The 22,905-nt window shown below is 48.0% G+C and carries 23 protein-coding genes; 14 read left to right on the top strand and 9 right to left on the bottom strand.

Annotated elements, in window-relative coordinates; all coding sequences use genetic code 11:
• Positions 1 to 46: 46 nt before the first annotated feature.
• Positions 47 to 733 (bottom strand): 4'-phosphopantetheinyl transferase family protein, encoded by a 687-nt coding sequence (locus AMS66_RS20550; RefSeq protein ID WP_082350812.1) that lies wholly within the window; start codon positions 731 to 733, stop codon positions 47 to 49.
• An 80-nt stretch (positions 734 to 813) separates the two neighbouring features.
• Positions 814 to 1,686 (bottom strand): arylamine N-acetyltransferase family protein, encoded by an 873-nt coding sequence (locus tag AMS66_RS20555; RefSeq protein WP_053782565.1) that lies wholly within the window; start codon positions 1,684 to 1,686, stop codon positions 814 to 816.
• A gap of 257 nt (positions 1,687 to 1,943) precedes the next feature.
• Between AMS66_RS20555 and greA the strand changes: the two genes are divergently transcribed.
• Positions 1,944 to 2,420, top strand: a complete 477-nt coding sequence (gene greA / locus AMS66_RS20560) for a transcription elongation factor GreA (RefSeq protein WP_053782566.1) — start codon at positions 1,944 to 1,946, stop codon at positions 2,418 to 2,420.
• Between the two features lie 76 nt (positions 2,421 to 2,496).
• Here greA and AMS66_RS20565 read toward each other — a convergent pair whose 3' ends face one another.
• Positions 2,497 to 2,994, bottom strand: coding sequence for a hypothetical protein (locus tag AMS66_RS20565; protein WP_144424555.1), 498 nt, complete (start codon positions 2,992 to 2,994; stop codon positions 2,497 to 2,499).
• Between the two features lie 272 nt (positions 2,995 to 3,266).
• Between AMS66_RS20565 and AMS66_RS20570 the strand changes: the two genes are divergently transcribed.
• The gene (locus AMS66_RS20570) at positions 3,267 to 4,631 is read left to right on the top strand and encodes a sodium-dependent transporter (protein WP_053782568.1); all 1,365 of its coding nucleotides are present in this window, start codon (positions 3,267 to 3,269) and stop codon (positions 4,629 to 4,631) included.
• A gap of 176 nt (positions 4,632 to 4,807) precedes the next feature.
• The gene (gene rlmN / locus AMS66_RS20575) at positions 4,808 to 5,902 is read left to right on the top strand and encodes a 23S rRNA (adenine(2503)-C(2))-methyltransferase RlmN (RefSeq protein WP_053782569.1); all 1,095 of its coding nucleotides are present in this window, start codon (positions 4,808 to 4,810) and stop codon (positions 5,900 to 5,902) included.
• A 336-nt stretch (positions 5,903 to 6,238) separates the two neighbouring features.
• On the opposite strand, the gene AMS66_RS20580 is transcribed toward rlmN, so the two are convergent.
• On the bottom strand, positions 6,239 to 6,679 hold the full coding sequence (locus tag AMS66_RS20580; RefSeq protein ID WP_053782570.1) for a GNAT family N-acetyltransferase: 441 nt from the start codon (positions 6,677 to 6,679) through the stop codon (positions 6,239 to 6,241).
• 208 nt (positions 6,680 to 6,887) lie between these two features.
• Here AMS66_RS20580 and AMS66_RS20585 point away from each other — a divergent pair, with 208 nt between their 5' ends.
• Both AMS66_RS20585 and AMS66_RS20590 read left to right on the top strand, forming a co-directional pair.
• Entirely contained in the window at positions 6,888 to 7,331 is a 444-nt protein-coding gene (locus AMS66_RS20585) for a MarR family winged helix-turn-helix transcriptional regulator (RefSeq protein ID WP_053782886.1), read from the top strand.
• 214 nt (positions 7,332 to 7,545) lie between these two features.
• A complete protein-coding gene (locus AMS66_RS20590; RefSeq protein WP_053782571.1) occupies positions 7,546 to 8,274 on the top strand; it encodes a class I SAM-dependent DNA methyltransferase in 729 nt (242 codons plus the stop codon).
• 115 nt (positions 8,275 to 8,389) lie between these two features.
• Here AMS66_RS20590 and AMS66_RS20595 read toward each other — a convergent pair whose 3' ends face one another.
• Both AMS66_RS20595 and AMS66_RS20600 read right to left on the bottom strand, forming a co-directional pair.
• Positions 8,390 to 9,169, bottom strand: coding sequence for an ABC transporter ATP-binding protein (locus AMS66_RS20595; RefSeq protein ID WP_053782572.1), 780 nt, complete (start codon positions 9,167 to 9,169; stop codon positions 8,390 to 8,392).
• An 85-nt stretch (positions 9,170 to 9,254) separates the two neighbouring features.
• Positions 9,255 to 10,481: an MFS transporter gene (locus tag AMS66_RS20600; protein ID WP_053782573.1), complete on the bottom strand. Its 1,227-nt coding sequence runs from the start codon at positions 10,479 to 10,481 to the stop codon at positions 9,255 to 9,257.
• 118 nt (positions 10,482 to 10,599) lie between these two features.
• Here AMS66_RS20600 and AMS66_RS20605 point away from each other — a divergent pair, with 118 nt between their 5' ends.
• The 6 genes from AMS66_RS20605 (at position 10,600) to AMS66_RS20630 (ending at position 17,611) form a co-directional block, all read left to right on the top strand.
• Positions 10,600 to 11,493: a helix-turn-helix domain-containing protein gene (locus AMS66_RS20605; protein WP_053782574.1), complete on the top strand. Its 894-nt coding sequence runs from the start codon at positions 10,600 to 10,602 to the stop codon at positions 11,491 to 11,493.
• Between the two features lie 140 nt (positions 11,494 to 11,633).
• Complete coding sequence (locus AMS66_RS20610; protein WP_236703549.1) at positions 11,634 to 11,933, top strand: glycoside hydrolase family 88 protein; 300 nt, start codon at positions 11,634 to 11,636, stop codon at positions 11,931 to 11,933.
• Positions 11,930 to 13,021, top strand: coding sequence for a pectinesterase family protein (locus tag AMS66_RS20615; RefSeq protein WP_082350814.1), 1,092 nt, complete (start codon positions 11,930 to 11,932; stop codon positions 13,019 to 13,021). The genes AMS66_RS20610 and AMS66_RS20615 overlap by 4 nt, the downstream gene beginning before the upstream one ends.
• A 367-nt stretch (positions 13,022 to 13,388) precedes the next feature.
• Complete coding sequence (locus AMS66_RS20620; protein WP_053782576.1) at positions 13,389 to 14,957, top strand: chitinase; 1,569 nt, start codon at positions 13,389 to 13,391, stop codon at positions 14,955 to 14,957.
• Positions 14,958 to 17,057 (top strand): glycosyl hydrolase family 18 protein, encoded by a 2,100-nt coding sequence (locus AMS66_RS20625; protein WP_053782577.1) that lies wholly within the window; start codon positions 14,958 to 14,960, stop codon positions 17,055 to 17,057. It abuts the gene before it with no gap.
• 374 nt (positions 17,058 to 17,431) lie between these two features.
• Positions 17,432 to 17,611, top strand: a complete 180-nt coding sequence (locus AMS66_RS20630; RefSeq protein WP_053782578.1) for an aspartyl-phosphate phosphatase Spo0E family protein — start codon at positions 17,432 to 17,434, stop codon at positions 17,609 to 17,611.
• 139 nt (positions 17,612 to 17,750) lie between these two features.
• On the opposite strand, the gene AMS66_RS20635 is transcribed toward AMS66_RS20630, so the two are convergent.
• Positions 17,751 to 18,596: an aldo/keto reductase gene (locus tag AMS66_RS20635; RefSeq protein ID WP_053782579.1), complete on the bottom strand. Its 846-nt coding sequence runs from the start codon at positions 18,594 to 18,596 to the stop codon at positions 17,751 to 17,753.
• Positions 18,597 to 18,771: 175 nt separating this feature from the next.
• Positions 18,772 to 19,998, bottom strand: a complete 1,227-nt coding sequence (locus AMS66_RS20640; RefSeq protein ID WP_053782580.1) for an MFS transporter — start codon at positions 19,996 to 19,998, stop codon at positions 18,772 to 18,774.
• Between the two features lie 164 nt (positions 19,999 to 20,162).
• Here AMS66_RS20640 and AMS66_RS20645 point away from each other — a divergent pair, with 164 nt between their 5' ends.
• The 3 genes from AMS66_RS20645 to AMS66_RS20655 all read left to right on the top strand — a co-directional run bounded on the left by AMS66_RS20645 (position 20,163) and on the right by AMS66_RS20655 (position 21,790).
• Positions 20,163 to 20,558, top strand: a complete 396-nt coding sequence (locus AMS66_RS20645) for a winged helix-turn-helix transcriptional regulator (protein ID WP_053782581.1) — start codon at positions 20,163 to 20,165, stop codon at positions 20,556 to 20,558.
• Positions 20,555 to 21,232 carry a TIGR00266 family protein gene (locus AMS66_RS20650; protein ID WP_053782582.1) on the top strand — a complete coding sequence of 226 codons (678 nt, stop codon included), beginning with the start codon at positions 20,555 to 20,557 and terminating at the stop codon, positions 21,230 to 21,232. The genes AMS66_RS20645 and AMS66_RS20650 overlap by 4 nt, the downstream gene beginning before the upstream one ends.
• 96 nt (positions 21,233 to 21,328) lie before the next feature.
• Positions 21,329 to 21,790, top strand: a complete 462-nt coding sequence (locus AMS66_RS20655; protein ID WP_053782583.1) for a MarR family winged helix-turn-helix transcriptional regulator — start codon at positions 21,329 to 21,331, stop codon at positions 21,788 to 21,790.
• Between the two features lie 111 nt (positions 21,791 to 21,901).
• Here AMS66_RS20655 and AMS66_RS20660 read toward each other — a convergent pair whose 3' ends face one another.
• Positions 21,902 to 22,876: an aldo/keto reductase gene (locus tag AMS66_RS20660; protein ID WP_053782584.1), complete on the bottom strand. Its 975-nt coding sequence runs from the start codon at positions 22,874 to 22,876 to the stop codon at positions 21,902 to 21,904.
• Positions 22,877 to 22,905 lie beyond the last annotated feature (29 nt).

The raw sequence follows: 22,905 nt of genomic DNA on the forward strand, positions 1-22,905 counted from the left end.
TTTTAAGCATGATTTTTATTGGGGAGAGGGATTTTAGCCCCCTCCTTCATAATAATGCCTGATACAACTCTTCAATTGTGATGAAATCGGGCTGGGCAGGCAAATCTTCGCCTGCTGAACAAGCTGCCAACATATGCCCGTGATCCAGTCGCAGGCTGAGGAATGGATAAGAGGCCGCTTCTGACGAGTGCCAGTCCCCGTCAGCATTGCGGATCATGGAGAATGAATCAAGCGGCATGGATAGACCCATGCCGACGGTCTTGATGTAGCTTTCCTTCAGCGTCCATAGACGGTAGAAGGTCTCCAGTTGCATCTCAGCGGGCTCCGCAGCCAGAAATTTGCTCTCCGTCAGTGAGAAGAAGCGCTCCGCAATCTTCATATCAATTGGCGCTATTTTTTCCACATCCACACCCAGATCAACGTCCCCGCCAGAGATTAAAGCAATCCAATCGCCGGAGTGCGAGACATTAAATTGAACATTGGGATAGGGAGTGAGCGAAGGTTTGCCGTATTTGTTACGGGTAAACGAAAGCTCTTCCGGGTTTAGGCCAGTCGACTTACTCAGCTTCACACGGGTCAACACTTCACCCAGAACAGAGCGATATGCGTCCGCCAGATGCACAAAGCGTGAAGCTTGTCCTCGTCTTTCCTCAGATACGTGTGACAGAAAATGTTTCCAGTATGCCTCTGGCAATTCTGCCGGAACTTGTAGAACATGAATAGTTATCATCATTTATCACCTGACGATGTATTCGGCATCAGTTGCAGACTTTCCTTTATATTCATCGGTTCTTCGGGTCTCCCCGTGCCACTTCATGCCTGCTGTGTTCTTTTCCATTCCTCATGTGCAGCCTGTACCCGACCCCACATTTCTTTACGTTCCAGTTCCGTGTAGTTCACCAACGGTTCGTGGAACTGCTCGGCTAATACGTCTCTCCAGTCGGTGTAGGTTTGAATCTCCGTTTTGCGGATACCTTCGCGATCATGCGTCCGAAGCATACAACCACGTAGCTCTGTGCTTTGGAGAGCATCCCTCTGACGGAGCAAAAATGCCTTATGCCAAGGTGAATCGGCTGACTGGCTGTAGAATTCATGCTTGGGAATGAACTCTTCCAGACTCGTAAGCACTTCGGGTGCATAGTCGACACCCTCACTTGGCCCGTTGGGCTCATATTCAAGTCTCCATCCGCCAGAAGCAACGGATGAAGGCATTAATGTATATGTGAACGGTGCTGATCCATAGGTTCCGTAACGAAGAGGCAACGGTTCGAAGGGCATGCCGCCCAGACCGACATCCACAATCCAACGTTCCACATTCGGGTCTGCATCGGGCAAAAGGACGGACAGACCGAGATGGAACGAGTTCACACGTGGCTGCTCTCCGTATGGCTGAACTCCGGCACGATGCCAATGCACCGTATATCCCAGAGAGTGAAGTAGAATGCTAAACGCACCATTCAGATGAAAACAGTACCCGCTTCTGCCTTGCAATATAAGCTGAATCGATTCTTGAAGATCAATGCTGGCAGGCCGACCCGCAAAAATATCAACCGTTTGCCAGGATAGATGCTGCACGTGTGCCTGCTGGATTTCGGACAGGAATTCCAGTGTGGGTTCCTTGATATCATTAATGCCTATCCGTTTCAGGTAGGCGTGTAGTTCAGGTTGAGTTAATGTAACATTCATCCAGATCACCTCGAGTCATGTAGTCGGGCGTGTTATACATGCTATTGCCCTGGATTCATTGTAAAAGTGAACAGCTGAAATGAATATATAGGTTTGCTTCAATTGTACCGGTACAGTTAAGAATGAATGCAGTAATGGTTGGATAAATACACATCTTTCCATGATTGGGAGCGTTATTTCTTTTTCTTGGTATGTTAACCGTTTGGAGTGGATATAGGTTAGAATATAGATAGAAAGCAGGATTAGGAGATGGAAAAATGGCTAATGATGAAGTGATTTTGACACAGGAAGGCTTGGAAAAGCTGGAGGACGAACTGAGGGAATTAAAGACGGTGAAGCGTAAGGAACTGGCGGCGCGTCTGAAACTCGCGATCAGTTACGGTGACCTGAAGGAAAATAGTGAGTATCATTCAGCCAAAGATGATCAGGCTTTTATGGAAACCCGCATTTTGATTCTGGAGAAAATGCTGACCAAAGCAAGAGTCATTAATTCGGACAATATCGACTCGAATAAAGTAAGCATTGGCTCAACCATTCTGCTTAATGATATTGAATTTGCCGAGAAGATTGAATACATGCTGGTTGGTCCGGCCGAGGCGGATGTTGCCGATAACAAAATATCGTACGAAAGCCCGCTTGGCAAGGAACTGATGGGCAAAGAAGTAGGTAGTGTCATTCATGTAAATGCGCCTATAGGCATTATCAAATATGAATTGCTTGAAATTAAAATTTAATCGGAATAGAGGTGTTTCGACAACCATGGAAATGGCTGTTGCAGCACCTCTTTTTTTTGCCCTTATAGGACGATATTCAGCTCCGTTCCTTCCGTCCATTCAGAACCTCAAGTGTCATGGCATATACGACCCAGAGCAGGATCACGATATGGATCATCGCTATGGTGATACCCATGCCGTACATCCAGCTGTTGCTCAATCCTGATCCTGATCCGTTTGCTGCGAACATCCATTTACGTTTAAAGAACGGAACCAGAAGAAAGAATAACAAAGCAGGTATGCTGTAGCGCTCATGAATTTCCGTTGGCAACATAAAGAAGGCGAGATTGACCGCCGCCCCTGCAATGAGCAGAGATGAAATACGAATTTCCTTAATTAGCAGTAGATAGGCCGCTACTCCATTCACCGCAATGGCTAGCAGTAGAAGACCGAACATTTTGTACGTCACTATGCCAAATAACACCGTTGCATCGCTTGTTCCCGGATCATCAAGTATGTGATACCAGATATTCATGGCGTTCAGCGAAAGCTGCAGGTACATATTAACGGCGCTTCCGTATGCGTTGGTCAACATGGTGCCGAGGGTTCCGTTTGCAGCAATCTGAGGAATATCTGAATTACAGGGCAGTGGGCATTCTCCTTTTTTATCACATACTGCATAGTAAGAGGTTCAATGGACTACAAATGGCTACTGCGCTTTGTTAAGCGAAAAAGGAAAGGGCAGCATATTTAATGTAGACATTCCTGTAAATAAATAACATTTCGATTAATTTCGATTTTCGAATGACCTGAGTGGATGACTGTTATATAATAACGGAAAATCTTAGAACAGATGGAGTAGATATAATGAATTTTAGTAAGTCCAATGATTCCAATTTGAATCAAGACGGTCCAAACAAAGGTGAACGCTTCTCACAAGCCGGATTTATTCTGGCTGCCATCGGCAGCTCGGTCGGTCTGGGCAACATGTGGAAGTTTCCTTATATTACGGGAGAGAACGGGGGAGCTGCGTTTTTCCTGCTCTTTATCGTCTGTCTCCTATTGATTGGTCTACCCGTATTGCTGGCTGAGCTTGCGATTGGTCGTAGCGGCAGAGGAAGCGCAGCAACAGCCTTTATCAAGGCAGGTGGGCAAAAAGGGTGGCTTGCGGCTGGTTTGCTGCAAGTGTTGACGCCGTTTATCATTCTTTCCTTTTATGTCATTATTGCAGGCTGGACGCTGCAATATGCAGTGACGTCATTCAGCGGTACGCTGTATAACAATCCTGATTATGCTGGGCAATTCGGTGACTTTGTAGGCGGTTATATGCCAATTGTGTGGCAGCTGATTTCGGTTCTGGTTAAAGGCTGGATCGTAGCCAAAGGGGTATCGAACGGGATCGAGAAGTTTAACAAGGTACTGATTCCGGCGATGCTGGTCCTTCTCATCATTCTGATGGTTCGTGCAGTGACTTTGCCGGGAGCTGGTGCTGGGGTTTCCTTCTTCCTGAATCCTGACTTCTCGCAGCTTACGACCGAATCTGCGCTGGTTGCGCTTGGACATGCTTTCTTCTCCCTATCGCTTGGTATGGGTATTCTCGTGACATACGGTTCATATGTTGATAAAAATCAATCGCTCGGTGCAGCAACCATTGCTGTCGGTGCAGGTGACCTGATCTATGCGTTCATTGCCGGTCTGATCATATTCCCAACGACGTTCTCCTTCGGGATTGCACCGGATCAGGGTCCGTCGCTAATCTTTATAGCTCTGCCGGCAGCCTTCTCGGCCATGCCGCTGGGCTTCGTGTTTGGCGGGTTGTTCTTCGTGCTTCTGGCGATTGCAGCCTTGACGTCGGCGGTATCTTTGCTGGAGGTTCCGGTGAAATATTTCATGGAGAGATTGTCCTGGAGCCGGAGCCGCGCCGTATGGACCATCTCACTCGCCGTCTTCATCGTTGGGCTTCCTTCGGTATTGTCGCTTGGATTGTTCCCTGAATGGACGATTGGCTCGAAGAGTGTGTTCGACTGGATGGACTTTGTAGCTTCCAATATTTTGCTTCCGATTGGTGGATTGCTGGTTACTATTTTTGCCGGATACTTCTGGAAAAAGGCTGCCGAAGCATCCGGCCTGCGTGCAGGCTGGTTCCGGGTATGGTTGTTCATGCTGCGCTATGTAGCGCCAATTTTGGTGCTTCTGGTTCTGCTGCACACCTCCGGTATCATTCACTTCTAAACGTATGGGAATTAAAGTGAAGAAGTAAGTTGCTGTGCAGATTTGCCATTGATAAAACCTCTTGGAAGAAATGCAAAAGCCCTTGTGTTCCCTCGTCAATTTTGGGACAATACAGAGTAGAGGTTTTTTCGATAGACCGATGAGCCATATGCTTTTTGCGAAAAGAGGACAATAACATGATTAAATCATCCATATATGGATTAACATTAGAGCAATTACGTGCCTGGCTGCCGGAGCATGGACAGAAGAAATCCCGTGCTTCCCGCATCTGGGAATGGTTATATCAGGAGCGTGTGAACGATTTTACCGAGATGACGGATGTGCGTCAGGAATGTCTGGATGTTATTTCCGAGCATTTCACGATGAACTCACTGAGTGAACATGTGAAGCAGGAATCCGCTGACGGCACGGTCAAATTTTTGCTGCGTATGCAGGACGGCAATCTGATTGAAACAGTTTTAATGCGCCAAAAATACGGTCTCACTGTATGTGTAACCACTCAAGTGGGATGTAACATTGGTTGCAGCTTCTGCGCGAGCGGGCTGATCAAGAAGAGCCGCGATCTGTCCGGTGGTGAGATTGTAGAACAGATTATGCATGTACAACAGTATCTTGATACAGCTGGCGAAGGCGAGCGGGTAACGAACGTGGTCGTGATGGGAATTGGCGAGCCGTTTGACAATTTCCAGAACATGACTGACTTTATTGAAGTGATCAAGCATCGTAAAGGACTGGCGCTTGCGGCCAAACGGATCACTGTATCCACGAGCGGACTGCCTGACAAGATCAAGGAATTTGCGGACAGCAATCTGCAGGTCAATTTGGCGATCTCCCTGCATGCACCAAATAACGAACTGCGTACACATATCATGAAGATCAACCGGGCCTTCCCGATTGAGCAATTGATGGACGCGGTAGATTATTACCTGACGACAACGAACAAACGCATTATGTTTGAGTACATCCTGTTGCGGGACGTCAACGATCAGCGTGAGCATGCGGCAGAACTGGCCGAACTGTTGTCCAGCCGGAAGAGCATGGTCAGCGTCAATCTGATTCCGTACAATCCGGTGGATGAGCATAGCCAGTATCAGCGGAGTACCGAAGAGTCCATTCTGGGCTTCTATGATACATTGAAAAAGAATAACATTAACGCCACTGTACGCATGGAACATGGTACCGATATCGATGCGGCCTGCGGACAATTGCGTAGTAAACAGATGAAAAATAATGCCGCTGAATCTCAGCCAGGTCGTCTGGCTTTGGGCTAAAGAGGCAAGAGAAGAAGTCAGGTTGACGCCTGACTTCTTCGTCATGATATATGCTCAGTAAACGCTCCCCAATGGAGCATTCCTAACGAATTCACCGCACCTTATTGCAGCAAAATGCATGCATTAGAAAGGCTAACGAACTTCAATCACGTTATTCCAGTAAAAGCCGCATAAAAATTTACAAATTAGGTTGCAAAACAGAAAATAGGGTGTGTACGATTCGTTACATTCCCAAAATGGTGGAATCTCCAATAATAGCGCGTGTTGGGTTCATTAGAATACAAAAGAGCATCCTAAGGTCTCGTTCTTGACCTGTGGGGATGCTCTTTTTGGTATTTATTTCAGTTTCTTAATCATCAGCAGATGAGGGATGCCATCTTCAAGAAATACATCCGAAGCTGCCGTATATCCCAGACGTTCATAGAACCCGGAGGCTTGTACCTGCGCGTGCAGCTTGGCCTTCTCAAGTCCCTGATCCAGAGCCATCTGTTCCAGTTTATCGATTAGTATACGGCCGAGGCCATGTTTACGGAAATCGAGCATCACACAGATTCGCTCCAATTTGGCAACATTCTCGACTACACGCAGTCTGGAAGAGGCAGCAGGCACACCGTCCACGTAGAGAAGGATATGACGGGCTTCTGAATCCAGTGCATCATAGGCGTCGAATTCTTCCTCCGCGGGCACCCCTTGCTCTTCAACAAAGATGGAGGTACGTATGGCGAAGCAGGCGTCGAGCAAATCTTGACGATTAGCATCAACAATAGTTGTAATCATGAAAAATTCCCCTTTAGTTAATAGTAATTCTATCCTGACATGGTAAACTAGTACATAACATGAACATGTACCTATTCCATGTGTTATCATGGTTAAAATTTAAACTGATTCAATTCAGTTATATCATCAATTATGTTGCGAATGCAACAATTATAGCTGGAGAGTGAATACATTGAATGAAAAAAAAGAAGTGTTGCGTGAAATCGGCATGATTGCCCGCTGTCTGGATTCAATCAGCAATGTGGAGTTCCAACATCTAAATTTGTCTCGTGGACAGTATTTGTATCTTTATCGCATTTGCGAGAATCCCGGCATTATTCCCAACCAGCTGGCTGAACTAATCAAAGTCGATCGTACCACGGCAGCCAGAGCTATCAGCAAACTGGAATCGGACGGATTTATTGTCAAACAATCCGCATTGGATAATAAGAAGAATAAGCTGTTATATCCGACAGAGGCTGGTCTTGAAGCCTGGGAATTCATCCGCAGAGAAGGAGTTCACTCAGACCAGGTTACGCTTCAAGGCTTGACGGAAGAGGAGATTGAGATAGCCGTGAACCTCTTGCGCCGAATGCGTCATAATATCGAGGTGGATTGGAAATTCGTCAAAAAGGGCGGCCGTCGGCCTTATATGGATCAATCTGAACGGTAGGGAATTCAATATATCTGCATACCGTAAAGCATTGTTTATCTGAATCGCTTGATTAGCTCAGCAAGGATAACGAACATATTCAATTTATAAGGGCTGTTTGCTGGATTATTCCAGCGACAGCCTTTTTGCTATAGAAACATATGTCGATATTCTGTATAATCTTTCAGGCTGAATAGGAGAGCTGAACTTCATCACAGTAACGGAGGGGTACGCAATGAGCGAACGTGGATCTGATTTTTACGAAGATGAAGCTAATTTTGAGAAGTATATGGAACGCCGGCAGTGGCAGGAAAATGCCAACGATACTTTAGAGAAGCCTGTGATGCTGGAGTTGATCGGAGACGTTGGGGGCAAGAGCATATTGGATCTCGGCTGTGGGGATGCGAGGTTCGGAGCAGAACTGCTGGGCCCCGGCCACCGTGGTGGCTGTTATACCGGAGTTGAAGGTTCAGTGAATATGGTTCAGGTTGCACATGAATCGATAAAGGGTCAGAATGCACAGATCGAGCAAGCGTTTATGGAAGACTGGAGCTATCCCGCGGATACATATGATCTGGTCATTTCCAGACTGGCGATTCATTATATTGAGGATGTGGACAGCCTATTCTGTAAGGTATACAACACGTTAAAAGAGAATGGCACATTCGTATTTTCGGTAGAACATCCTGTGATCACATCGACGTTGCAACCTTTGGGGGTCCGAACCAATTGGGTCGTCGATCAGTATTTTGTGGAGGGATTTCGGGAGCAGCAATGGCTTGGAGGCACGGTGAAAAAAATGCATCGCTCCATTGAATCCTACTATATGGCATTACAGGAGGCAGGATTTCAAGTACAGCATCTGCGGGAATCGGCGCCTCAGCGTCCATATTTTGTGAACGAGGATACGTACCTGCGCAGACAGCGCATTCCGTTGTTTTTATTCCTCTCTGCCCGGAAATAATACACATAAAACTGTGGATAATTCATAATATAGCCAAACAGCCCAAAAACCTGTCCACATGTGGACAGGTTTTTGGGCTGTTTCGACTGTTCTGACTGTGAATAGATACAGATTATTATTTATCCGATGCTCTTACATAGACACGTTCTCCATGCCGATCCACATCCACAGGTGATTCAAAAAATTTACTCAGTACGTCTTTATTCATCAACTCGCTGGTTAATCCGCTATTCACGATCTCGCCCCGACGAAGTAGCAGGCTGTGACTGAACACAGGCAATATTTCCTCCGTATGATGAGTTACGTAGATGAGCGAAGGGGTATCCGGCTTCTGCGTCAGCTCACTGATACTTTCCAGCAACCGTTCTCTGGAGAACAGATCGAGTCCATTGCAGGGTTCGTCTAGAATGAGAACACGGGGGTTAGCCATCAGGGCTCTGGCGATGAGCAGCTTCTGCTTCTCCCCCTGGGAACAGGTGCGATATTCGCGATCCCACAAATGCTGACAGCCGAGCGTACGCATCAATTCCCGTGCCTGATCCAGATCCTCGTCTGACAGTTTATCGTAAAGTCCGATGGTGGCGTGTTTGCCGCTGATGACAACATACTGTGTGCGATCGGTACCATATAATTTCTCCTGAAGGGAGGAGCTGACCCAGCCGATCGACTTCCGCAGCTCGCGCAGATCCACATCTCCGTAACGGTGTCCAAGCACGGTTATCGTACCTTCTGTCGGCCAGAGATATCCGGTAATCATGTTCAGGAGTGTGGTTTTACCGGAACCATTCAGGCCAAGCAATGCCCAATGTTCGCCTTCGTTTACACGCCAGCTGACATCGTTCAGCAGAGTGATCGGTCCCCTTTTCCAGGTGACATGCTGTACATCAATGATCATAGGTTATTCCTTCCTTCTGTTTAGCCTCTGTCTCATTTATCCTGACCTTATTGTAGTCACAAAACGACTGACGTTTCAATGCATTTTAGGCGTTTCGTGGCCGATCCCGGCGCAGGAATACAGCACACACCCCGAGCAGCGGCAAAAAGGAACATAGCTTGATGACGAATGAAATGCTGGTCACATCAATCAGAGAACCGAGCACAACCGATCCAAGTCCTGCCATACCAAATGACAGACCGAAGAACAATCCCGATACCGTCCCAATATGACGCGGGAGCAATTCTTGTGCGTAGACAATGATGACACTGAAGCCGGACATCAGAATCAACCCGATGATGCCGCACAGCACCATAGATAGAGCAGGTCCCGCATAAGGCAGCAACAGTGAAAATGGTGCAGTACCCGCAATGGAGAACCAGATCATCGGTTTACGTCCATAACGGTCAGCCAGTGGGCCGCCGAGCAAGGTTCCAACCATGCCTGCAAATTGCAGAACAAACAAGCAGATCTGAGCCTGCGAAAGAGGCAAGTTATACGCATCGGCGTAATAAAAGGCATAGTATCCGGTCATACCAGCAATATACACGAATTTGGAAAACAGCAGCAGGATGAGGATACCCATTGTAAAAGCGATAAATCCCCGACTTACAGGCTGGACAGCGGGCTGCACAATGCCGTTTGTCTGTATAGGCTGTTGTTGACGGCTGCGATTGTCTGCCAATTTGTCTCTGTACCAGCGGCTAACGGAAGACTGGATAAAGATCCCGATCAGGGCAAAGGCCATCAGCCACAGAAAACTAAGCTGCCCATGCGGGAGCAGGATAAAGGCAACCAGCAATGGGGCGAGAGCCTGACCGGTATTGCCACCGACCTGGAAGATGGACTGTGCCATTCCGCGTCCGCGACCGGCCGCCAGATGGGCGACGCGAGAGGATTCGGGATGAAGAATGGATGAGCCTATGCCAATCAATGATGCGGAGACAAGCAGCATCCATAGCTCTGACGACAAGGCGAAACCGAGAACACCGATCAGAGAGAATAACATGCCGCCAGGGAGCAAGATCGGCATTGGCTTGCGATCAGACATATAACCGACCAGCGGCTGAAGGACCGATGCGGTAATATTCAATGTGAAGGCGATCCAGCCCATCTGGGCGAAACTGAGCTGCATGGTTTGCTGGAACAGCGGGAAAGCAGACGGAACAACGGTCTGCATCGCATCATTCAGCAGATGGGCGAAGCTGACTCCGGCAAGCGCCCAATTGGCGGAGTGATTGAGTTGCATTTTGCTTACAGTGGCTTGAGCCACGGGAGATCACCTCGAATTATTTTTTTACCATGATAAAAGATATAGACAGCTATTGTCTTTGTGAAAAGTGCTTGGAAAGTGAGCACGATTTGCTATAATGTCAGCAGGTGAGGAAACGATGGAATTAAACATGATGCTAAATGGATTGGAATTGTGGAAGGCTTCTGGCGGATTCGCCAATGAACCCCATGTGCATGATGACTGGTATCAGGTAACGATGCCTGTAAGAGGCGAGTGTCATCTGGTGCAGGAACAACAAGCCTATCCTCTGCAAGCAGGATTGGGCATTATTGCCCATCCCCGGATGGAGCACTTTTTCGAGATTGGTTCGGATTCGGCGGTTATCGTTATTAAGTTCCGTAATCCGCCAGGAGGCGGCTTGGAGGATACAGATCAACAAGGAGCGCAGACCGAATTCCAGACTACACAAACCTTCGATCCGGCTGAGATCAGCAGACTGTTTCGAGGCTGGAACGCCATTTTGCTGGACGATGCGCCTGAACCATTGCAGATACAGGAAACGGAGCTTGCAGTAGAGACATATCTTGGACGGATGCTGACCGGTCAACAGAATGGGAGTAACCTGACGATGGCATCCACAGGAATAGGTGTGGTGGAGAGTGTGGGGTCTGGCCTGGTTTATGGGCAGCTTCAGAATCTGCTTCAGCGAACAAACGGCAATAGCGGTGCATTCATCGACCCCCATCTACGGCGCGTGCTGGAGTATATACACAGTGACTATACAAGTCCAATGGACATTGAATCCATGGCGGCGGTTGCGCACCAGAGCAGGTATCATTTTATGCGTTCCTTCAAAGTACTGACAGGTTCAACGCCGTATCAGTACGTGCTGAATTTGCGCGTGGAGGAAGCAACCCGACGACTGCGTCATACAACAGATTCAGTGACCGCCATCAGTTTTGGGCTGGGGTTCTCCAATGTAAGTCAGTTCTACAGAGCGTTCCAGCGAGTGAAGGGTGTAACACCGATGGAGTACCGGAACCAGATGTAGAATCCGAAGAGGTTGAAGCTACAGGTACATGTTTCGAAAATAAAACAATCTTGCGCTGAGTCAGAACGCTGGCGGAGGCAGGTTAAGAGGCGGGCAGAACGGAAGAAATACGTTCATTGCCCTTTTTTCTCACCTTTGTGGTGAGCAATCACGTCTCCCTGACCCGCAAAACCATGCGGATCATGTTGAAGGCATACAATGATTTTTGTGAGCCGCATTTCAGACAGGCCGCAGAGAAGGGATGGCAAGGATTAATATCCCGGTTGGTGGAAGAAACGGAAGAAGGCGTGAAGCTGAACGCAATCTGTCACGGGGCAGGGCTCAGTCCGGATCGGGATGGTTTGTACAGTTATGATGTCAGCGAGCAGATTGTAAGTGACTCCTTCATGGGCGTGACACCACTCTTGCTGGCTGCACTGGAAATGGAGCGATTGCCATGAACAAGCCTATGCCAGATGGATCGGTTCTGGATCTGTACAGGAATGGTTACCTGGTTGCTGCGGACGGAAGTGGCGATTTTCCCACCATTCAGGCTGCCATTGAAGCGATTCCGGCCGACTGCACTGAAAAATATACGATTCGTATAAAGCCAGGCACCTATGTTGAAAAACTGCACATCGAGAAGCCGATGGTCCACCTCTTCGGTGCGGGAGCTGATCAGACCATCATAACGTATGATGATTATGCGCTCAAAAAGTTCCCGAACGGGGAGTTGTATCATACCTTTCATTCGTACACAGCCTTTATCGGGGCAGATGATTTCATCGCTGAAGGGCTTTCCTTCGTAAACTCAGGTGGGCCTGGTCGTGAGGTCGGTCAGGCGTTGGCTGTCTATGTAGATGGAGATCGGGCAACCTTCCGGCATTGCCGATTTATGGGTCACCAGGACACGATCTTTACCGGACCGCTGCCCGAGCAGCCGATTGACCGGAGTTTCTTCGGGGGCCCGCGTGACGGGGCGGAGCGGCGGAATCTGCGCCAATATTATGAGGACTGTTACATTGAGGGCGATGTGGATTTTATTTTTGGCTCGGCTACGGCGGTGGTCCAGGGGGGTGAGATCTTTGCAAAGAATCGTTTATCCGATTCAGCGGCGGCGGAGGGCGAAGTGAATGGATGGATCACGGCAGCTTCTACACCGGAGGATGTACGTTATGGCTATGTGTTTATCGATTGTGACCTAACTAGCAATGCCCCCGCCCAGTCTGTATATCTGGGCAGACCGTGGCGTAATCATGCCAAAGTCTGCTTCCTGAACTGTTGGATGGGGGCTCATGTGAAGCAGGAGGGATGGCATAATTGGAACAAGAGGGATGCGGAAGCGACGGTTGCGTACGTTGAATATAATAGTGCCGGGCCTGGGGCCGGAAGTGTGATGGGGAGAGTTCCATGGGCGAGAACAATTAATGAACAGGAAGCGGCCGAATACGCTGTGCCTATTATTTTATCCGGTGAGGATGGGTGGCAACCTTTCGAAGGCATGCTGTCATTTGAACTAGCTTCCTCGAAGTTAAAACAAACTTGGTAATACATCCGTTACTTTATAAAATAAAAATAAAAAAGGCCGTCTATCAAGTCTCTTAATGACTTGATAGACGGCCTTTTTTGTGCAGTATATTACATTTTTCGCCCCCAATAGAAATAATTTATCCCTTATCTCAATTGCATTTTACTGATTAAATACAGGGTGAGGATCTGTAAATTCCCTGTAAATTTGGATGATGTCTGCAAAAAAAGAAAACGAGAGGGAAGGTCCATTTTGATAATGAAGGGAGTGAAGTGGCACTCAGCGTCAGACGGTTTTATAAGCTCTATAGATCGCGGATCACATGTAAGTGCACCAGTGAATCTTTGTTTGCAAGGTGAAAATAACCTTAATACAGGAGGGATTTTGCTTGAATCAAGCTGTTCGATTCCGCCCGGTCATTACATTCGCTTTGGCATTTCTTCTGATTATTACGTGGTTTGCACCAAGAGCAGATGCCGCTGCCCAGTGGCAGGCAGGCACCGCATACAAAAAAGGAGATCTAGTAACATATTTAAATAAAGATTATGAATGTATTCAGCCCCATACGGCTTTGACCGGATGGGAGCCATCAAATGTACCCGCGTTATGGAAATACGTTGGGGAAGGCACGGGAGGGAATCCAACTCCGGATACAACACCACCTTCCGTTCCTGCAGGTCTAATCTCATCCTTCGTCACAGAGACATCTGTCAATCTTACCTGGAACGCATCCACGGACAATGTGGGCGTAACTGGATATGAAGTGTACCGGAACGGTACTCTCGCAGCGAACACTTCAACGACTACGGCTGTAGTAACGGGACTGACAGCCGGTACCACGTATGTTTTTACAGTCAAAGCAAAAGATGCGGCAGGCAATCTGTCCGCTGCAAGTACCTCTCTCAGCGTTACAACTTCCACCGGGCCTTCGAATCCTGGGCCAACCGGTAGCAAATGGCTGATCGGCTACTGGCACAACTTCGACAATGGCTCTACCAATATTAAACTTCGCAACGTGTCAACAGCCTATGACGTTATTAATGTCTCCTTTGCCGAACCGATTTCACCCGGCAGCGGAACGCTCGCTTTTACTCCGTATAACGCTACGGTAGAAGAATTCAAGTCTGATATTGCATACCTTCAAAGCCAAGGAAAAAAGGTACTGATTTCCATGGGAGGAGCCAATGGCACGATTGAGCTCACCGATGCGACCAAGAGACAACAGTTCGAGGATTCTCTAAAATCTATTATCTCGACTTATGGATTTAATGGCCTCGATATCGATCTTGAAGGAAGCTCCCTGTCTTTAAATGCGGGAGATACCGACTTCCGTAGTCCAACGACGCCGAAGATCGTTAACTTGATTAACGGAGTGAAAGCGCTTAAATCACACTTTGGTGCCAATTTTGTCCTAACCGCTGCACCGGAAACGGCCTACGTTCAGGGTGGATATCTGAACTATGGTGGTCCTTGGGGGGCGTATCTTCCAGTGATTCATGCCTTGCGCAATGACCTGACCCTGCTGCATGTGCAGCACTATAACACCGGTTCGATGGTGGGACTGGACGGCCGCTCATACGCTCAAGGGACAGCAGATTTCCATGTCGCCATGGCTGAAATGCTGCTTCAAGGCTTTAACGTAGGCGGAAGCTCGGGTCCATTCTTTAGCCCTTTGCGCCCAGACCAGATTGCAATTGGCGTACCCGCTTCCCAGCAGGCAGCTGGAGGCGGTTACACGGCGCCAGCTGAGCTGCAGAAGGCATTGAATTATCTGATCAAAGGTGTATCATACGGCGGTTCCTATACCTTGCGCCAGCCTGCGGGGTATGCGGGTATTAAGGGCATTATGACCTGGTCAATCAACTGGGACGCTTATACGAATAACCAGTTCTCGAACGCACATCGCCCGTTCCTGAATGGGCTTAGCACGCAAACGACAGAGGAGGTTGTGTATTAAATGATAAATTTAAATAAACACACTGCTTTTAAGAAGACTGCAAAGTTTTTCCTTGGTCTGTCCCTGCTCTTATCCGTCATTGTTCCTTCTTTTGCGCTCCAACCTGCTACGGCCGAAGCAGCAGATTCGTATAAAATTGTTGGTTACTACCCGTCCTGGGCTGCGTACGGCAGAAACTATAATGTAACCGATATTGACCCAACCAAAGTGACGCATATCAACTATGCTTTTGCTGATATTTGCTGGAACGGCATTCACGGGAATTCGGACCCTTCGGGCCCCAATCCAGTAACCTGGACCTGTCAGAATGAAAAAAGCCAAACGATTAATGTTCCAAACGGAACGATCGTGCTCGGCGATCCATGGATCGATACGGGCAAGACATTTGCAGGGGATACGTGGGATCAGCCCATTGCAGGCAATATCAATCAGCTCAACAAACTGAAACAAGTCAATCCTAACCTGAAAACCATTATCTCCGTCGGAGGCTGGACGTGGTCCAACCGTTTCTCTGATGTTGCTGCGACTGCGGCAACTCGAGAGGTCTTTGCGAACTCTGCCGTCGATTTCCTGCGGAAGTACAATTTTGACGGGGTAGATCTGGACTGGGAGTACCCGGTATCAGGCGGGCTCGATGCTAACAGCAAACGTCCTGAAGATAAACAGAACTACACGCTGCTCCTGAGCAAGATCCGTGAAAAACTGGATGCAGCCGGGGCTGTGGACGGCAAGAAATATCTGCTTACGATTGCAAGCGGTGCATCTGCGACTTATGCTGCCAATACGGAGCTTGCAAAAATTGCTGCCATCGTCGACTGGATTAACATTATGACATACGATTTTAACGGGGCTTGGCAAAAAATCAGCGCGCATAATGCGCCATTGAACTATGATCCTGCGGCTTCAGCTGCTGGCGTGCCAGATGCCAATACATTTAATGTGGCTGCCGGAGCACAGGGGCATTTGGATGCTGGCGTACCGGCCGCTAAACTCGTGCTTGGTGTTCCATTCTATGGCCGTGGCTGGGATGGATGCGCACAGGCAGGCAATGGGCAGTATCAGACGTGCTCGGGTGGTTCTTCCGTTGGAACATGGGAAGCAGGTTCCTTTGATTTCTACGATCTGGAAGCCAATTACATCAACAAAAACGGATACACACGTTACTGGAATGACACGGCCAAAGTGCCATATCTCTATAATGCGTCCAACAAGCGCTTTATCAGTTATGACGATGCGGAGTCCGTTGGATATAAAACTGCTTATATCAAGAGCAAAGGACTCGGCGGAGCGATGTTCTGGGAGCTCAGCGGTGACCGTAACAAAACACTCCAAAACAAACTGAAAGCGGATCTGCCTACCGGAGGTACAGTGCCTCCAGTAGATACGACAGCACCAAGCGTACCAGGGAATGCCCGTTCGACAGGCGTGACGGCAAACTCGGTGACGCTGGCATGGAATGCTTCAACAGATAATGTAGGTGTTACCGGTTATAACGTCTATAATGGCGCTAATCTTGCGACATCCGTCTCCGGAACGACAGCAACGATCAGCGGACTTACGGCGGGTACTTCATATACCTTCACGGTAAAAGCAAAGGATGCGGCAGGTAATCTGTCTGCAGCCAGCAATGCTGTAACCGTAAGCACAACGGCTCAGCCGGGTGGAGATACGCAAGCGCCAACTGCACCGACAAACCTCGCGTCTACCGCACAAACGACATCCAGCATAACGCTGAGCTGGACGGCGTCCACTGACAATGTGGGTGTAACGGGTTATGACGTGTACAACGGAACAGTGCTGGCAACAACGGTAACCGGAACGACGGCAACGATCAGCGGGCTTGCAGCGGATACCTCGTATACATTTACAGTAAAAGCAAAGGATGCAGCAGGCAATGTGTCTGCAGCGAGCAACGCGGTAAGTGTGAAGACTGCGGCTGAAACGACGAATCCTGGCGTATCCGCTTGGCAGGCAAACACAGCTTATACTGCGGGACAACTGGTCACATATAACGGCAAGACGTATAAATGTTTGCAGCCCCACACCTCGTTGGCAGGCTGGGAACCATCCAATGTACCTGCATTGTGGCAGCTTCAATAGTTAAAATTTTGATTACAACATTTTTAATTGAAGCGCGCAGTAGACAAGAAAAACCACCGATCTTGATCCGGTGGTTTTTCGCTCATATGAATGAAACTCTCCCCGTGGTTTGCATCTTGCAATTTGTCTAGATCGTCTTGATGCGATCAACAGCACCAAGAAAAAGCGGCTAATCAGGAAGCGGAAAGAAGCTGAAGGCCTGAAGAACGATCGGCCTCCTTAACGTTCCGCGCACATTTAAAACTATAACATGCTGAGCTTCTTTTTCTTTTTCTATTTATAACTTAATTAAATTCATCTTTTTTGTGCCGTTCAAAGATAATGCTTTTATCTGACAGCAAAACCTAAAATATCACAAAGGAGGATGGGGTTCTATGAAAAGAAGCATTCTCATGCAGTTGCGTATTGAACGTGCTAGGATTCGCCTTCACGCTCAGGTAGAAAAGCATAAGAGAGTTCAACATCCCGCTGTAATCAAACAATCTATGGTATTGGATGATTTAATTAATCAGTTTAATAGAGAAGAAGCACAAATAAAAAAGCCGATTGAATAAACAATCGGCTCTGGGCCAGAAACTTTTGCCGGGTTCACTAGCCCCTTTAATGTTAACAGATCATGAACAAAAACGGGATGATGTCCCATAAATAAATTTAAATTAGAATACGAGGAACATATCAGGACCCTGGTTCATTTTAGAAATCAAAGTTGTCCGGGTCAGGTCCAACGCGAACATCTTCGTTCAGGGCGCTAATGCGATCCATCTCATCATTGAACAGTTCAAAGTCGAAGATGGAAGAGTTCTCGACAATACGTTTTTCCTTGGTAGACTTCGGAATGGTGATGACACCGTTCTGCAAGTCCCAGCGCAGGATGACTTGTGCTACAGATTTACCTTTCGCAGTGGCAATCTCGGTCAGGACCGGATTGTCCAGAAGTTGACCCTGCATCAGCGGGGACCATGCTTCGAACTGAATTCCATTGTTTTCACAAAAAGCTTTAAGATCGACTTGAGTCAGACGAGGGTGGTACTCCACCTGATTAATCACTGGTTTCACTTCTGCATCCTGCATCAGATCTTCAAGGTGATGGATCTGGAAGTTGCTGACGCCAATGGCTTTGACGCGGCCTGCTTTGTACAGCTCCTCCATTGCTTTCCATGCGCCTTTGTATTTGCCTGCTTTTGGCCAGTGAATCAGATACAGGTCCAGGTATTCCAGTCCCAGTTTGTTCAGTGACGTCTCATAAGCAGCAAGTGTCTCTTCGTATCCGAGGTCTTCGTTCCACACCTTGGATGTGACGAACAGATCTTCACGTTTCAGATTATTTTCTTTCAGTGCCTCGGCAATCGCTTGCCCTACACCTGATTCGTTGCCGTAGATAGCGGCTGTATCAATGCTGCGGTAACCGTGAGCAATTGCTTGTTTAACGGCCTCGATTAATTCAGATCCTTCTTCTACCTTAAATACGCCAAGTCCGAACCAAGGCATATGAACACCGTTATTTAAAACTACTGTGGATTGTAAATGTTGTGCTGTCATGTGAAGTCCTCCTTATATTATGGATCAAAATGGTAGTAATGATGTAAAACGATAAATCCTATTGTCCTTCATTAAGTCATAGTAGATTAAATTCGAATCAACGTATTATACTATGTTAAAATAAAAGGCGAAACCGGTTCCGAGTTGTAGTCTCAACACTGGAATGATGCATGGTTCAGCCTGATGTTCTGACTGTACCTGTCTCCATCTCGGATGGGGAATAGGGATCTTTACGATCAAGCGCTCTTGCCCAACCCGTGAGAAGAACGGCAACCAGAACCATAATTGCACCAACCCATGTGGTATGAATCAGACCGATGGAGTCCGTGATTACACCGCCCAAATATGCACCAATTGCGATCCCTGCGTTAAAGGCTGCGATGTTGAAGGCGGAGGCGACGTCTTTGGCCTGCGGTGCATAACGCTCTGCGAGCGTCACGACATACATCTGAAGCCCGGGTACATTCATGAAAGCAAGCAGACCCATCCCTAGAATCGTGATTAATGCTGCAAGCTTGAATGGAACAGTGAAATACAGTATGCCCAGAATGACGGTCTGAATGATAAACATATAGAAGAGTGCTCGGAGTGGATTGCGGTTGGCCGCTTTTCCTCCAATAATATTGCCGATCGCAATGGCTATTCCGTACAGCAGCAGAATTCCCGCGACCGTTTTATCGGAATAACCGCTGATGTCATGCAAAAGTGGGGACAGGTAGGTGAATACGACAAACGTTCCACCATATCCCACGGCGGTAATGGCTAAAGCCAGCAGCAACCGTCCGCCTGTCACCAGCTTCATCTGTTCGCGGAATGCAGTCCGCTTTCCGCGTTGCAACGTGGACGGTACAAGAATCATGTTGCCGATGAAGGCAACAACACCGACGACGACGATAAGAATGAAAGCTGCGCGCCAGCCCCAGTTTTGACCGATGAGTGTACCCAGGGGTACACCGGTTACCGTCGCTATGGTCAAGCCAGAGAACATGATGGCAATGGCGCTCGCCCGGCGGTTTGCAGGAACCAGGTCTGCCGCAATGGTGGAACCAATGGACATGAATACGCCGTGTGCCAGAGCGGAGACAATTCGCGCAATGAGCAGCATGGTAATTCCGCTCGATAGCGCCGCCATGGTGTTACCAGCGATAAAAACAACCATAATGGCAAGCAGCAGTGTCTTGCGTGACACCGTTGACGTCAGTGAGGTCAGAATCGGTGCCCCGAAGGTAACACCTAATGCATATAAAGTAACGGTCAGTCCCGCTGTCGTTACGGAAATGCCCAGGTCATCTGCAATAAGGGGCAGCAATCCAACGCTGATAAATTCAGTGGTGCCGATGGCAAATGCACTGATTGCCAGCGCCAGCAGTGCCAAGGTACTGCGTTTTGAATCATGTAACATGTCTTGTTCAACTCCCCAGAATGTAGATTTACGTACCGGCAAATGCTATTATGAGTTATTCGACATAAAATGAATAGTACGTACTTTTTAGTACCCTACGTACTTTTTAGTACCTATATAGCAATTGCTTTTATGAAAAAAGAATTCCAGGGAGGACATTCAACATGATTAGAAAGAAATATAATATTTCCGTTGAAGCGACGCTTGAAGTCATCGGAGGCAAGTGGAAATGCGTCATCCTCTGCCATCTGACACATGGGAAGAAACGAACCAGTGATCTCAAGCGTATTATGCCCGCAATTACGCAGAAAATGTTAACGCAGCAGCTGAGGGAGCTTGAGGATGACGGGATCGTGAACCGTATTGTATACAATCAGGTTCCTCCTAAAGTGGAGTATGAACTGAGTGATTATGGCCGAAGTTTGGAACCGATTCTGAACGCCCTATGTAACTGGGGAGATCAGCATATTATTAAGGAATACGGAGACAAATCCTCCGTGTTAGAGGATAATGGGCTAAATGATTTTAACACGGACAACAAGGAGCTGATGAAGCCATGAACTATGAAATTCTATATGATGGTGCATTTGCGATGCTTAAGGTGCAATTGCAACGGGGAGAACGATTCAAGGCAGAAAGCGGGGCCATGGTATCCATGACACCAACCGTTGATTTGAAGGGATCTGCTGAAGGCGGTATGTTTGGCGGAATCGGACGGATGCTCAGCGGCGAGAAATTCTTTTTTCAGGAATTGACGGCTGCAGGGGGATCTGCGGAAATTCTGCTCTCTCCATCCAGCATGGGGGATGTGAAGGCGGTTGAACTGGATGGTTCCTATTCGCTTTACGTACAGAAGGATGGATTTCTGGGCGGAACGGAAGGTATCCAGGTGAATACCAAAATGCAAAACCTGAAGAAAGGTCTCTTCTCTGGAGAGGGTTTCTTTATTATAGAGATCAGTGGTCGAGGAACCGTGTTCCTGTCTTCCTATGGTGCAATCCATTCCATTAATTTGGCTGCGGGTGAAGAAGTGATTGTGGATAATGCTCACTTGGTCGCATGGCCCAGTTATGTGGATTATCGCATTGAGAAAGCATCCCAGGGCTGGTTATCCAGCGTGACGAGTGGAGAAGGATTGGTATGCCGATTCCGGGGTGAAGGGACAGTTCTGATTCAGAGCCGTAATCCGCATGGATTTGGCCAATGGGTGAAGCAATTTATTCCTTCACGCTAGTGTTTGCTGCTGAAAATGTACAACGTTGAAACACATACGTTCCAACAAGCGTTATAAGATAGGATGAAGCTCAAGGTGTAATGATGGAGGTATGAGATGGAAAGCTCACGGTATAAAAATGCTCAGGAAAGTCCGGGGTACTTGCTATGGCAGGTGACTACGATGTGGCAAAAGGAAATACGCAGGGTGCTGGAGCCTCTGGAATTAACACAACCCCAATTTATTTTATTGCATGCCTGTGTGTGGCTCAATGAACGCGACACAGAGGGCAACGGAGTAACCCAAGTTCAGCTTGCGCAATTCGCCAATGTGGATGTTAACGTTACTTCTCAAGTTCTCCGTGCTCTTGAAAAGAGAGAGTTGATCACTCGCAAGCGTCATCTTACTGATACCCGTGCGAATATTATTACAACAACGCCGGAAGGAACCCGCTTGGCGCTTGAAGGCATTCATCTTGTTGAAGCCGCAGACAAGGTGTTCTTTGATATTTTAAGTGATCGCAAGGACGAATACATGGAAATCATGCAGGAATTTATCAGACATAAAACCGATGTTTAATATTCTATAGAACGAATTTTTTCTATGCTTTATTAGACTACAGTATGTAGTGAAGTTGCAAATAGTAAACACCTCCCTGACTTTTTAGCCGGGAGGTGTTTTTCTGTTGCTTCAATCCATCCGATACGAGGCAAACGGCTTACCATAGCGAAATGAGTCGCTGAGTTGATCGAGCTCGGCAATCATGTCATCGCTCAGTTTCATGTCCAGGCTGGCCAGATTATGCTCCAGCTGTTCCGTACGAGTTGCCCCAACGATAACCGTCGAAACAGCTGGACGCGCTAGCAGCCATGCTAATGACAGGACGCTTGGGGAGCATCCATATGCAGATGCCTTTTCACTAACCTGCTCACCCAGTTGAATATTGTGTTCCAACAGAAAACGGTTGAAGGCTGGATCGGTATCTGCTCTGGAACCGGAGGGCACGCCAGCTTCGCCATTGTATTTCCCTGTCAGAATGCCGCCAGCCAGCGGGAAATACGGAATGATGCCGACGCCCTGATCGAGACACATCGGTACGAGTTCAAGCTCAGGTGTGCGATCAGCCAGAGAGTAGCTGGTTTGCGTTGAGATATAACGTACATATCCTTTCAGCTCGCTGGTACCCAGAGCTTTCATTAGCTCCCAGGCTGCATAGTTGGAGGCCCCGATATAGCGGACCTTGCCGGAAGTGACCATATCGTCCAATGTGCGCAGCGTCTCATCCAGCGGTGTGTGCGGATCAAAGGTATGGATCTGATACAGATCCACATAGTCCGTTTGCAGACGCCGCAGGCTATGTTCAAGCTCTTGCTGCAAATGATAGCGGGAGGAGCCGCGCCCATTGGGACCGTCATGCCGGGGGAGTCCGGCTTTGGTAGCAAGCACAGCGTTTTCCCGTCTTCCACTCAGGGCTTGTCCGATAATCCGTTCCGATTCTGTTCCGGCGTAGATGTTGGCCGTATCGATAAAATTGATTCCCTGATCCAGTGCCGCATGAATAATACGGGTAGAAGTCGGGTCGTCCGCCCGTTTACCAAAGGCATTGGTGCCGAGTCCAAGTGCGGAAACGCGCAGACCGCTATTCCCCAAACGTCGATATTCCATCGTTCATCGCTCCTTCTGTGTCATTTCTT

Origin of the sequence: Paenibacillus xylanivorans (assembly GCF_001280595.1) — a bacterium.
Classification (GTDB): Bacteria; Bacillota; Bacilli; order Paenibacillales; family Paenibacillaceae; genus Paenibacillus; species Paenibacillus xylanivorans.